This window comes from Kribbella antibiotica (genome assembly GCF_004349055.1).
Taxonomy (GTDB): Bacteria; Actinomycetota; Actinomycetes; order Propionibacteriales; family Kribbellaceae; genus Kribbella; species Kribbella antibiotica.
Genome location: NZ_SMKX01000225.1, coordinates 1 through 11,392, shown reverse-complemented (window position 1 = coordinate 11,392; position 11,392 = coordinate 1). Strand labels below are relative to the sequence as shown.

Below are 11,392 nucleotides of genomic sequence, written 5' to 3'. Positions count from 1 at the left end.
GATAGCCCAAGTCCGGGAACAGGCATCCGGCCACCACCAGATAGACCACAACCCGGGCGGGCAGATCACGCACCCGGACCTGGACCCGGCGGCACTCGGCCAGGGCTTCGTCGACCATCTCGAACGGTAGGTGCTGGGTCAACTCGCCCAGATGGCCAGGCGCGAACGCACCCTCGGCCACCTCGATCGTGCGGGTGATGACAGACTGGACAGGCAGCGGAGCCTCATTCGGTAGCTGGTTGTCTCGCGAGGACAAACCTGTCTACCCAACGAGCTCCGCTGCTTCACGTTCAACACACCGCCTTGACACCACCCAACCCGCCTTAACTAACCGGCCTTGGGGTCAACCCATCAGATGCGCGAGGGGTCGGGGCGGCGGGCGAGCGGACCTGCATCACCCACTAACGTGCCTCCGCAGTGCTCGCCGCGGAACCGCTGAGCGTGAGCCAGCTACCGCCCGAAGAGTTAGACGGTGATGGCGGTCCGCGACCCCGGACCGCCGACACTCACTAAGCACGCCGCACCTGCGCCGCCCCCGCCTGACCGTTGCCCGAGACTCGCCCTCTGGAGAGGTTACTCAGTGGGGGCGGTCCGCGGCGGCAGGTGCAGTACGGGCGGAAGCAGCTCGATGATTTCGGCGAGGCCGGCGACGGGTTGAGCCTCGTACATGGTGATCAAGCCACCGACTTTCAGGTGTCGCCAGTGCTCAGGCCGTAGGGGAGCCAGGCGGACTGAGGCTGTCTCGCCGGGGCCGAGGCTCGGGGCGGACTCCACCCACAACGCCGCGATGCGCAGGTCGGGTCGCCCGTCCTCGGTTCGGTGGCCGATGTCCGACTGGGCTATCAACGGCCATCGTGTAGCACATGTGCTAGCCTCGATGTATGGACGCATTGGGATTGCGGGAGCTGCGGCAGCACGCGAGTGATCTGGTGCGCCGAGCGGAAGCCGGCGAACATCTGATGATCACTGTGTCCGGTCGTCCGGCTGCCGTGCTTGGGCCGCCGGAGCGAGGGCATTGGCGGCGGTACGAAGAGATTGCCGACGTCTTGAGTCCTCGTACTGACGAGGAATGGACGGCCGATCGTGAGCTGATTGACCATGAGCTCGTCGACCCCTGGGAGCCCCGGGGATGAGGGTCGTGCTCGACACCAGTGTCCTCATCGATGGCCTGTCCGAGCCGGTCGACGCGGAGTTCGCGATCAGCACTATCAGCCTGGCTGAACTGCATTTCGGTGTCTTGATGGCGAAGGCACCAGAGATTCGCGCCGCACGGCTACGTCGCTTGGCTGTCCTCGAACGGGCCTTCGAGGCGTTGCCGGTTACGGATGCGATCGCTCGCACGTACGGCGCCATCGCCGCGACCGTGGCGGCTGCTGGTCGGCAACCGCGTGCCCGCTCATTCGATCTCGTCATCGCGGCCACGGCCGCCACACACGAAGCAGTTCTCTACACCCGAAACCCGAAAGATTTCGTTCACCTGAACGATTTCGTGGAAATTGTTGCTGTCTGACCGTGCGGCTCGTGTCGCGCGGCCAGACAGCACTCATCTGGGCTAGGCGACGGTCCAGGTGTCGGCGCCGGTGATGAGGGACTGGAGGTCGCCGGCGCCTTGGGACTCGGTGGCGGTGGTGATCTGCTGGCGGACCAGATCGTCGTACGCCGGGCGGTCCACGGAGCGGAAGATGCCGATGGGGGCCTGGTGGAGGATGCCGGAGTCGGTGAGGCGGGAGAGGGCGAAGGCGTAGGCGGGGTCGGGGGTGTGGGCGTCGTGGATGACCAGGTCGGCCTCGCCGCCGGGGAGGTCGGCTATTTCGCGGACTGCCAGGGAGGCGAAGCCGTCGCGGACTACGCCTAGGTGGCCGTCGGTGCCGAAGCGGATGGGGGCGCCGTGGACGAGCGGGATGATCGCGTCGTCGCGGGTTTCGGGGTCCTTGATGGCGTCGAAGGCGTTGTCGTTGAAGATCGGGCAGTTCTGGTAGATCTCGACGAACGACGTGCCGCGGTGCTCGGCGGCCGCCTTCAACACCGACGTGAGGTGTTTGCGGTCGGAGTCGATGGTGCGGGCGACGAAGGTGGCTTCGGCGCCGAGGGCCAGCGAGACCGGGTTGAAGGGGGTGTCGACCGAGCCCATCGGCGTGGACTTGGTGACCTTGCCGGGCTCGGAGGTGGGGGAGTACTGGCCCTTCGTCAGACCGTAGATGCGGTTGTTGAAGAGCAGGATCTTCAGGTTCACGTTGCGGCGCAGGGTGTGGATCAGGTGGTTGCCGCCGATCGACAGCGCGTCGCCGTCACCTGTCACGACCCACACGCTCAGATCCGGCCGTGCCGTCGCCAGCCCGGTCGCGATCGCCGGCGCGCGGCCGTGGATCGAGTGCATCCCGTACGTCGACAGGTAGTACGGGAACCGTGACGAGCAGCCGATCCCGGACACCATCGCGATGTTCTCGCGCTTGATCCCGAGCTCCGGCAGGAACCCCTGAAAAGCAGCCAGTACGGCGTAGTCGCCGCACCCCGGGCACCAGCGAACCTCCTGGTCCGACACGTACTCCTTGCGGTTCTGCGGTGCATCCGCCGCCGGCACGCCCTGCAAACCGCTGGGCAGACCACCGGGCAGTCCCAGATCAACCGTGCTCATCGTGCACCCTCCAGGTGATCCCAGTGCGTCAGGTTCGCCGCCGCCGTGCCCAGCTGGCGGGCGTCGTCGTCGATCCCCGCGGTCTCCTCGACCAGGTTGCCGATCACCTCGGCCAGCTCGGCCGCGCCGAGCGGCATGCCGCGGACCTGGGCATAGGAAACGACATCGATCAGGTACTTCGCCCGCAGCAGCATCGCCAGCTGCCCCAGGTTCATCTCCGGGACCAGCACCTTGTCGTAGCTGCGCAGCACGTCCCCGAGATTCGCCGGGAACGGATTCAGATGCCGAAGGTGTGCCTGCGCGATCTTCCCGCCGACTGCCCGCACCCGCCGCACACCGGCCCCGATCGGCCCGTACGTCGAGCCCCAGCCGAGCACGAGCACCTTCGCCGTACCGTCCGGGTCGTCGACGTGCAGCGGCTCGATGGTCCGGGCGATGCCGTCGATCTTGGCCTGCCGGGTGCGGATCATCAGGTCGTGGTTGGCCGGGTCGTACGAGATGTTGCCGGTCTTGTCTTCTTTCTCCAGACCACCGATCCGGTGATCCAGCCCCGCCGTTCCGGGGATCGCCCACGCGCGCGCCAGCGTCTCCGGGTCACGCAGATAAGGCAGGTACGTCGCCTTGCCCTGAGCGTCGGTCGCATTCGGCTCAACCGTGAAGTTGGGGTCGATCGTCGGCAGCGAGTCGACCGACGGGATCTGCCACGGCTCGGAACCGTTGGCCAGATAACCGTCGGACAGCACGATGACCGGCGTCCGGTAGGTGACCGCGATCCGAGTCGCCTCGACAGCGATCGCGAAACAGTCGGCCGGAGATTGCGCGGCAAGCACCGGCAGCGGCGCCTCGCCGTTCCGCCCGAACATCACCTGCAGCAGATCGGCCTGCTCGGTCTTGGTCGGCATGCCGGTCGAAGGGCCGGCGCGCTGGATGTCGCAGACGATCAGCGGCAGCTCGAGCATCACGCCGAGACCGATCGTCTCGGACTTCAGTGAGATCCCGGGCCCGGACGACGTGGTCACGCCGAGCGCACCACCGAACGAAGCACCCAGGGCAGCGCCGACACCGGCGATCTCGTCCTCGGCCTGAATCGTCGTCACGTTGAACCGCTTGAGCTTCGACAGCTCATGCAGAACATCCGACGCCGGCGTGATCGGATACGCGCCCAGCACCATCGCCAGGCCCGCTCGCTGCGCGCCCGCCACCAGGCCGTACGCCAGCGCGAGGTTGCCGGAGATGTTCCGGTAGGTGCCGGTCGGCATCACCGCCGGCTTCACCTCGTAGCGGACCGAGAACTCCTCGGCCGTCTCGCCGAAGTTGTAGCCCGCCCGGAAGGCCGCGATATTCGCATCCCGGATGTCCGGCTTACCCGCGAACTTGGTCTGCAGGAACGTGATCGTCGAGTCGACCGGCCGCTGGAACAGCCAGGAGACGAGACCGAGCGCGTACATGTTCTTCGCCCGGGACGCGTCCTTGCGGGACAGCCCGAACTCCTTGACCGACTCGACCGTCATACCGGTCAGGTTCAGCGCGACCACGTGGTACGCCTCGAGCTCGCCGTTCTCCAGCGGATTCTCGTCGTACCCGATCCGTTTCAGGTTCCGGGGCGTGAAGTCGGAGGTGTCGACGATGACCGTCGCGCCGCGCGGGACGTCCTCGAGATTGGCCTTCAAGGCGGCCGGGTTCATCGCGATCAGGACGTCCGGTGCATCACCCGGCGTCAGGATGTCGTGGTCGGCGAAGTGGAGCTGGAACGACGACACGCCCGGCAGGGTCCCGGCTGGTGCCCGGATCTCGGCGGGGAAATTGGGCAACGTCGACAAGTCATTGCCGAACGATGCCGTCTCGGCGGTGAATCTGTCCCCCGTGAGCTGCATCCCGTCACCTGAGTCGCCGGCGAAACGGATCACGACACGATCGAGCTGTTTGACCTCGATGGTCACTGTTCTGATCATCTCCAAGTCGGCACTTGGGCCGGCCAGCGCAGCCGGTCCCCCCAGGGCAGGGCGGTAGCTCAATGTTAGTTCGGAGTTGTCCCGGAAACACGGGTCGGCCGTGCCGGTCCACGGCCTGGGACGCGCTGTTGAAGAACCAGTACGTCGCTACGCTCGGCAGTCACGCGGTTGCGGAGACAGAGTCCCAACAGGCACTGTGTCTCCATGGTTCGTCGTTCCCTGTTTGCTGGCACAGCTGCTGCCACCTGCTTACTATTCGCACTCACCGCCTGCACGGCTCCGGCTGCGCCCTCGGACGGCGGGATGACTCTGTCCGGAGCGGCGGATCACAGCGACCGTACGACGTCCGCTGTGCTGCCCGCGGCCGCGGATGCGTCGACCCGTGGCGCGAAGATCACCGGGATCAAGACGACCAATGCCACCACCGGGGTCATCACGGTGACCGGCACGGTCACGCCGGCCCCGGCGAACGGGACGCGGATCCGGCTGCACCAATGGATCCCGACCACGAAGAAATGGCAGGAGATCGGCTACGGGCTCTCGGCCGGGACCGGGGTGACGATCAAGGTCACCCAGCCCGGTTCGGTGCGCGACTACCGCCTCAACGTGTACGCACAGGCGCCGTACCCGGCTGCTACTTCGAAGCCGATCACCTTCAAGCACTATGTCTGGCGCGGTCTGTTCAAGCGTGGCGTGCTGGCTTCGGGCGGTAAGGCGAACCCGCAGTTCACGGTGATCCCGCCGAGCGAAGGTCCGCGGCGTTCCGAGGCCGACCTGCTCGCTGACAAGGGTGGGTTCGTCTGGGGCGAGGTCGACTCGACCGACTGTCGCGCATTCAAGAGCTGGCTCGGGAACCTGACCGACGGCAGCGCGCGGCTCTCGATCCACAACGGCCCGCGGGCGAAGGCGATCGCGTCGGTCCGGCAGTTGCAGGAGACCGAGGGCAACCTCGCGGCCGGCATCGACGGTGTCACCCGGCTCCGGCTGCAGGCGACCGACGTGAAGTCCGGCTACGGCCCCTACATCTCCGTCGACTCCTACCTGCTCTGCACCAACTAAGCTGCGAGCTGTGTCGGAGAGCTATGGCGTTGTCGCCGCGGTCGTCGTCCTCGGTCTGCTGGGGCTGATCGGTGCGTTCGCGCTGAACAAGGCGTTGACGGTGACCTATCCGACCGCCGAGAAGCTCACGACGTACGAGTCCGGGGTCGATCCGGTCGGCGAGGGGTGGGCGCAGGTCCACATCAGGTACTACCTGTTCGCCTATCTGTACGTGATCTTCGCCGTCGACGCGGTCTACCTGTTCCCGTGGGCGACCGTGTTCGCGACGCTCGGCGTCGCCACGCTGATCGAGATGTTCATCTTCCTCGCCTTCGTTGCGGTCGGGCTGCTCTACGCCTACCGCAAGGGCGTCATTCGGTGGACCTGATGAACGACTTTCACCGCAACGCGATCGTCGCGGACGCGCACAACGACCTGCTGATGCTGGTGGCACGCCGGCCGAAGGCGGTCTGGGCGTCGTACTTCCGGGAGCGGTGGATTCCGCAGTTGCGCGACGGTGGGATCGACGTCCAGGTGCTGCCGGTGTTCATCGACGACGAGTTCCGCCCCGAGGGTGCGCTGCGCGAGACGCTGCGGATGATCGAGGCCGCGCATCAGATCGCCGACGGCAATGCGGACCAAGTCGCACTCTGTACGGCGCCCGGTGACATCGCGGCGGCGAATTCCGCCGGGAAGATCGCGCTGGTGCTGGCGCTGGAAGGCTGCCCGCAGATCGACAACGACCTCGAGCTGTTCCATACGCTGCAGCGCCTCGGGGTCCGGATGGTGTCGTTCACCCACTTCGGCCGCAGCGCCCTGGCCGACGGCTCGGGCGAGGACGCGACCGGGGGCCGACTCACCCTGGCCGGCGTTGAGGCGGTCGGGTTGCTGGAAGAGCTCGGCGTACTGATCGATGTTTCGCATGTCGGCCGGGCCGGGGTCGGGCACATCCTCGAGCTGGCCCGGAAACCGATCGTTGCCTCGCACTCCAGCGCCTTCGGGCTGCGAGACCACCACCGCAACCTGACCGACGCGCAGTTGCGCGCGATCGCCGCGACCGGCGGCGTGGTCTGCGTGAACTTCTTCGCCGGTTTCCTCAGCACCACCGCGAAGCCGACCATCGATGACCTGGCCGCCCATCTCGAGTACGTCGTCGACGTGGCCGGCGCCGATCATGTCGGCTTCGGCAGCGACTTCGTCGCCGAGGTGTGGGACGAGAAGGTCCCGGCCTGCGACCGGCCGCTGATCATCCAGGGCATCGACACCAGCGTCTACGTCGACGGTCTGGAAGGACCGGCCGGGATGCCGCTGGTCACCGCGGCGTTGCAGCGGCGCGGGATGCCCGAAGCGACCCTGCGCAAGGTCGTCGGCGCGAATCTGACCGCGCTGCTCTCAACCGTTGCGTGAACCGATTTTCGTCGCGCTCCGTATTGATGGTCCGGGGATTCTCGTTTTCCTGAAGGTGACGTAGTGTCACCTTTCGGGAGGGCCCGGAAGTTGCCTGGTCACCGTATGTATTTGCATCAGGCAACTATCGTGACCATGATCGCCGTGCTCATAACGGAATGCGTCCGCGCTGTCGCCAAGAGGTTGATTTGTGGTTATCGTGATTACGCCGGGGTACCACACAGGCAGAGGGTGGTGAGGCGATGTATTGGCAACTCTGGGTGGCGATCGGCATCGTCGCGGCCGCCATGCTCCTGCTGCTGGCGACCCGGCTGAGGCACGCACAGCACGTCTTCGACGACATCACGCACGTCGACCGGCCGGCCGTCGTACCGGCGGACGAGCTGGCGCACCGGCGATCCCATCGGGTCGCGCCCGAGCACGGCCGGCATCGAAAGCACGGCTGACAGAGCTTCTGGATTGTCCCGGTCCCCACACCGGGCTCCGCCCAGCACCGCTCATGATCCGCGACCCCCACACCGCCGATCGTGAGCGGTGCACTCTGTGTCGTAGGTCAATCGTTCGACGCAGCAACAATCCGTGCTGGGTCAGCCGCTTGTTACTGGCGCCGTTGATGGCAACAGACCGTGCTGGGTCATTCGAACGATTGCCGATTCCTTAACCCAGCAAGCCGTCTCGCCGGGCCACCGCGGCCGCTTCGGTGCGGGAGCGGACGCCGAGTTTGCCGAGGATGTTCGAGACGTGCACGCTGACCGTCTTCTCGCTGATGTAGAGCTCGCGGGCGAGTTGCCGGTTCGTCCGGCCCTCGGCCAGTAGTTTCAGCACCTCGGTCTCCCGCGCGGTCAGTGCGCCGCCGCCCAGCCCTGGGCCCTCAGCCCCGCCGAGCTCGTTGAGCAACGGCTTAGCGCCTAGCGCCCGGGCCGTCTCAGCAGCCAGCGTGACCTGCTCATTCGCCTCCGCCACCCGACCGGCCGCTCGTAGCGCATCGGCCAGCCGCGCGCGAGACCACGCCTGCTCATGGACGTTCCCGTAGCCGAACGACTCCATCGTCCGCTGCCACACCGCGACATGCTCCTCGGGCGACGGCGGATCGATCCCGGTCAGCCAGCGCAGCCGCTCCCACTCGGCCTCCAGCCGCGACAGCCAAGACAGCCCTTCGACGCCCAGCAGCCGACCCGGCGGCAACCCCTTCTCAGCGGTGGTCTGCCCGATCGCGACGAGCTCGGCGCCCTGCTCAACCAGGTCCTTGGCCGCGGACGGTTCGCCGACCGCACGATGACAGAGCAGCTGCAGGCCGAGCGCCGAGAAGCGAACCCGGCCGGTGAACAATTCGGTCTGGAAGATGTCCGCACACAGGGTCGTCACGTCGGCGATCAGCTTCTGCGCCTCTGCGATCCGGTCGGACCGCCGGTACGCGTCAACCGCGGGCTGCAGCCCGGTGATCGGCAGGATGACGTCCAGCGCCCACCACTTCCGCAGCATCTCCAGCTCGTCGGCCACGGCATTGTCTCCACGACCGCTGCGCACATTGAACTCGATGGCGCGCAAAGCGGCCGCCGACGCCATCGGCGTACCGGAATCGACTTGGGTCGTGACGGTCGACGCATCCCACTCGCCGAGCGTGAACTGCACCAGCCCCAGCGTCCGCCGGGCATCGAACCCGTACGCCGCCCACTGCCGCCCGAGCTCACCAGCCCGCTGACAGGTGGTGGCCAGCGTGGCCTTCGCTGCCTGGAGGTCGCCCTCCTCGTACTGGATCGAGCCGAGCAGGAACCGGCTGCGAACCTCGGCCGCGGCATCGCCGGTCAGCTGAGCCCGGACCGCCGCCTCCTCCATCTGCCGGGTGGCCGTGGCCGGATCGCCGGCCCGGCGACGCAGCTGCGCGAGCGTGATCCCGGCGTCACCGGCGGCAGACTCCTGACCGGCCTCGCGAGCGATCTCAAGCGCCTTGTGCGCCCACCGCTCAGCCTCCATCGACCTGCCCAGACCCGCAGACACCCGCGCGTAAAGCGTGGCGACCTGCGCCTTGAAGACCGTCGACGGCTCATCGGCCACCAGCTTGAGCGCCTGTGTTGCCGCCTCGTTGGCCTCCTGGTCCTGGTCGATGATCAACGCGATGTCGGCCAGCGGCAGCAGCAACTGCGCCCGCTGCACCTTGGGCGAGTCGGCCGGCAGATCCGCCAGCGCCTTGCGGAGCAGTTTGAGTGCGCGCAGGTGCTGCGACGACAGGGTGGCCGCCATCGCGGTCTCGGCGATCAGCCAGGTCTTGTCGATCGTGTTGTCCTCGGCTGCATTCGGCAGCAGCTCCAGCGCCATCTCGTAGTGCTTCAACGCCTCCTGCGGCGCGGCGACCGAGATCGCCTCCTCACCGGCCCGGACACGCGCCTCGAACGCGGTCGCCAAGTCATGGGAGCGAGTGGCATGGCCGGCCAGCTCAGCCGCCGTACCGGCGACGGTCTGGTCTTTCAGCGCCTGCACATATGACGCATGTTGGCGCACTCGCTCGCCTGGCAGCAGGTCGTCGTACACGGCCTCGGCCAGCAACGCATGGCGGAAGTAGTAGCTCGCATTGCCCGGTACGTCGATGATGTGCGCGTCGATGAGCTCTCGCAGCGCCGCATCGAGCTCGCTGTCGGGCAGCCCGGCCACTGTGGTCAGCAGCGTGTGCGGAACGCGGCGACCGGCCACTGCGATCACCCGCGCGACCTGACGCGCCCCATCGGACAGTGGGTCGAGCCGGACGAGCAGTAGGTCAGCCAAATCAGGCGGTACGGCGGCTGAGTCGCCCATCGACGATGCGGCGACGAGCTCCTCGGTGAAGAAGGCGTTACCGCCCGCGCGCTCGAGGATTCGCCGTACATCCATCTCTGGCAGCGGCTCGGTGAGCAGGGAGTCGAGGAGCGAACGGGACTCGGTCGCATCGAGGGGGAGCAGGTTGACCCGGCGGACGCGCGGGTTGCGCGACCACTCCGCGATCGGACGGCGCAGCGGATGCCGCCGGTGCAGATCGTCGCTGCGATACGAGACCACGAGCGAGAGGCGCTGCGCCGTCAGCCGGGTGATCAGGAAACCGATCAGGTCCCGGGTCGCGTCGTCGGCCCAGTGTGCGTCCTCGACGATGACGAGCAGCGGCTCGCTGGTCGACAGCGCGGTGAAGGCGCCGAGCACCGCGTCGAACAACGCGGCCCGGTCGATCGGGCCGTCCTGCGCGACGGGCTGAGCGCCGATCAGGCGGTGGGTGGGCAGCAGCCGGCCGATCGCCGGGAAGTTCTTGAGCACGCTCTCGACCAGATCCGGCCGGTCGCCGGCCAGGCGGCCGAAGATCTCGGAGAACGGCAGATAGGGCAGACCGGCATCGCCGAAGTCGGTGCAGTGCCCGACCAGGACGCCGAAGCCCCGCTCATGGGCACCGGTGGCCACCTCGTCCAGCAGCCGGGTCTTGCCGACGCCCGCGTCACCGGACAGCAGAACGGCACCGGCACGACGCGTTTTGGCGTCGTCGACGGTGCTGAGGAGGGCGGCCATTTCGGTCGAACGGCCGACGAGAGGTGTCGAGGTCCAGGGCACGTCGTCCATCTTCGCCCCTGGAGCCGACACAAATCGACGGCATTCCGTCCGATGAGCGCCACCGGCAACAAAAATGCCGTCCCTGACCCGGACTAGCGGGTCAGGGACGGCGGTCACCGGGCTCATGCGGCCGTGGTGAAAGTCCGGCGGGCGTGCCGCGGGGCGGGCTTGGCAGCCTGCTCCGGACGCGTCCGGCGGGTCAGCCTGCGGAACTCACGCTTGGTGCGCTCCTGGCGGTAGGCAGTCTCTGCCTTGATCGTCTGCGGTGTGATGAACATGGTGTACCTCCCTTCAGGCTTTCCGGCCGAACAAGTGGTTGAGGGTCCGGCGGGCGCCGCCACTGCGGTGCTGCCGGTAGTCACGGGTGAGGCGCTCCCTGCGGTAGTCGACCTCTGCCTTGACCGATGCGTTCGAGTACATGGGGTTCTCCTTGGTGTGTTGCCGGCCTACTTGCCGACATCAGTAACTCTGTTCTTCTGAGGTAGCTCCGCACATCGGAACTCCTCCCTATGCCGGCTCCCTAGGGGGTCCTAGGGAGCCCGGCGTCATGCCTAGAGAGGGGTCACATCGCGGGGTGGGCGCGGAGTTCAGGGGCGCAGGGCTCAGGGCGCTGCGTCTTCGGCTTGCGCTGGAACCAGAGCGGACGCTGGTACGAACGCCGGAGCTTCTCCTGGCGGTACCGGGCCTCGGCCCTGATCATTTCCGGTGTGTAGAAGGACATACCCAGACAGTGCGCGTCTGAGGGGGAGGGCCACATCGGCACAACTCCCTAGGCCGGGCCCCACCCCTACCC

The 11,392-nt window shown here is 67.2% G+C and carries 14 protein-coding genes; 6 read left to right on the top strand and 8 right to left on the bottom strand.

Features of this window, described 5'->3' with window-relative positions; genetic code table 11:
• A partial coding sequence (locus E1263_RS40055) for a transposase domain-containing protein (RefSeq protein WP_238161786.1) occupies positions 1–217 on the bottom strand: 217 nt, incomplete at its 3' end.
• Positions 218–573: 356 nt separating this feature from the next.
• Positions 574–846: a hypothetical protein gene (locus tag E1263_RS40050; protein WP_132177289.1), complete on the bottom strand. Its 273-nt coding sequence runs from the start codon at positions 844–846 to the stop codon at positions 574–576.
• A 35-nt stretch (positions 847–881) separates the two neighbouring features.
• Here E1263_RS40050 and E1263_RS40045 point away from each other — a divergent pair, with 35 nt between their 5' ends.
• Both E1263_RS40045 and E1263_RS40040 read left to right on the top strand, forming a co-directional pair.
• Positions 882–1,133 carry a type II toxin-antitoxin system Phd/YefM family antitoxin gene (locus E1263_RS40045; protein ID WP_132177287.1) on the top strand — a complete coding sequence of 84 codons (252 nt, stop codon included), beginning with the start codon at positions 882–884 and terminating at the stop codon, positions 1,131–1,133.
• Positions 1,130–1,510, top strand: a complete 381-nt coding sequence (locus E1263_RS40040; protein ID WP_132177285.1) for a type II toxin-antitoxin system VapC family toxin — start codon at positions 1,130–1,132, stop codon at positions 1,508–1,510. The genes E1263_RS40045 and E1263_RS40040 overlap by 4 nt, the downstream gene beginning before the upstream one ends.
• Before the next feature lie 42 nt (positions 1,511–1,552).
• Here the strand turns inward: E1263_RS40040 and E1263_RS40035 are convergent, their stop codons facing one another.
• Together E1263_RS40035 and E1263_RS40030 are read right to left on the bottom strand one after the other, a co-directional pair.
• Positions 1,553–2,635 (bottom strand): 2-oxoacid:ferredoxin oxidoreductase subunit beta, encoded by a 1,083-nt coding sequence (locus E1263_RS40035; protein ID WP_132177284.1) that lies wholly within the window; start codon positions 2,633–2,635, stop codon positions 1,553–1,555.
• Complete coding sequence (locus E1263_RS40030) at positions 2,632–4,587, bottom strand: 2-oxoacid:acceptor oxidoreductase subunit alpha (protein WP_238162008.1); 1,956 nt, start codon at positions 4,585–4,587, stop codon at positions 2,632–2,634. Before E1263_RS40030 ends, E1263_RS40035 begins: the two co-directional genes overlap by 4 nt.
• 303 nt (positions 4,588–4,890) lie before the next feature.
• On the opposite strand from E1263_RS40030, the gene E1263_RS40025 reads away from it, so the two are divergent.
• The 4 genes from E1263_RS40025 (at position 4,891) to E1263_RS40010 (ending at position 7,478) form a co-directional block, all read left to right on the top strand.
• Positions 4,891–5,646 carry a hypothetical protein gene (locus tag E1263_RS40025; protein WP_132177283.1) on the top strand — a complete coding sequence of 252 codons (756 nt, stop codon included), beginning with the start codon at positions 4,891–4,893 and terminating at the stop codon, positions 5,644–5,646.
• A gap of 10 nt (positions 5,647–5,656) precedes the next feature.
• Positions 5,657–6,013, top strand: coding sequence for an NADH-quinone oxidoreductase subunit A (locus E1263_RS40020; RefSeq protein WP_132177282.1), 357 nt, complete (start codon positions 5,657–5,659; stop codon positions 6,011–6,013).
• Positions 6,013–7,032, top strand: coding sequence for a dipeptidase (locus E1263_RS40015; RefSeq protein ID WP_202869287.1), 1,020 nt, complete (start codon positions 6,013–6,015; stop codon positions 7,030–7,032). Before E1263_RS40020 ends, E1263_RS40015 begins: the two co-directional genes overlap by 1 nt.
• Before the next feature lie 242 nt (positions 7,033–7,274).
• Positions 7,275–7,478 (top strand): hypothetical protein, encoded by a 204-nt coding sequence (locus E1263_RS40010; RefSeq protein WP_132177281.1) that lies wholly within the window; start codon positions 7,275–7,277, stop codon positions 7,476–7,478.
• Positions 7,479–7,689: 211 nt separating this feature from the next.
• Here E1263_RS40010 and E1263_RS44190 read toward each other — a convergent pair whose 3' ends face one another.
• The 4 genes from E1263_RS44190 to E1263_RS43035 form a co-directional block, all read right to left on the bottom strand.
• On the bottom strand, positions 7,690–10,608 hold the full coding sequence (locus E1263_RS44190) for a helix-turn-helix transcriptional regulator (protein WP_132177280.1): 2,919 nt from the start codon (positions 10,606–10,608) through the stop codon (positions 7,690–7,692).
• 113 nt (positions 10,609–10,721) lie between these two features.
• Positions 10,722–10,877, bottom strand: a complete 156-nt coding sequence (locus tag E1263_RS43040; RefSeq protein WP_165956922.1) for a hypothetical protein — start codon at positions 10,875–10,877, stop codon at positions 10,722–10,724.
• Positions 10,878–10,890: 13 nt separating this feature from the next.
• A complete protein-coding gene (locus tag E1263_RS44185) occupies positions 10,891–11,019 on the bottom strand; it encodes a hypothetical protein (RefSeq protein WP_272949727.1) in 129 nt (42 codons plus the stop codon).
• Positions 11,020–11,161: 142 nt separating this feature from the next.
• Positions 11,162–11,320, bottom strand: a complete 159-nt coding sequence (locus E1263_RS43035) for a hypothetical protein (protein ID WP_165956921.1) — start codon at positions 11,318–11,320, stop codon at positions 11,162–11,164.
• Between the last annotated feature and the right edge of the window lie 72 nt (positions 11,321–11,392).

Bases quoted from the DNA above. Each gene is read 5' to 3' on its own strand.
- E1263_RS40035 (WP_132177284.1), bottom strand. From the start codon at position 2,635: ATGAGCACGGTTGATCTGGGACTGCCCGGTGGTCTGCCCAGCGGTTTG.
- E1263_RS43040 (WP_165956922.1), bottom strand. From the start codon at position 10,877: ATGTTCATCACACCGCAGACGATCAAGGCAGAGACTGCCTACCGCCAG.
- E1263_RS43035 (WP_165956921.1), bottom strand. From the start codon at position 11,320: ATGTCCTTCTACACACCGGAAATGATCAGGGCCGAGGCCCGGTACCGC.
- E1263_RS40010 (WP_132177281.1), top strand. From the start codon at position 7,275: ATGTATTGGCAACTCTGGGTGGCGATCGGCATCGTCGCGGCCGCCATG.
- E1263_RS40025 (WP_132177283.1), top strand. From the start codon at position 4,891: ATGACTCTGTCCGGAGCGGCGGATCACAGCGACCGTACGACGTCCGCT.
- E1263_RS40030 (WP_238162008.1), bottom strand. From the start codon at position 4,587: ATGATCAGAACAGTGACCATCGAGGTCAAACAGCTCGATCGTGTCGTG.
- E1263_RS40040 (WP_132177285.1), top strand. From the start codon at position 1,130: ATGAGGGTCGTGCTCGACACCAGTGTCCTCATCGATGGCCTGTCCGAG.
- E1263_RS40015 (WP_202869287.1), top strand. From the start codon at position 6,013: ATGAACGACTTTCACCGCAACGCGATCGTCGCGGACGCGCACAACGAC.
- E1263_RS44185 (WP_272949727.1), bottom strand. From the start codon at position 11,019: ATGTACTCGAACGCATCGGTCAAGGCAGAGGTCGACTACCGCAGGGAG.
- E1263_RS40045 (WP_132177287.1), top strand. From the start codon at position 882: ATGGACGCATTGGGATTGCGGGAGCTGCGGCAGCACGCGAGTGATCTG.
- E1263_RS44190 (WP_132177280.1), bottom strand. From the start codon at position 10,608: ATGGACGACGTGCCCTGGACCTCGACACCTCTCGTCGGCCGTTCGACC.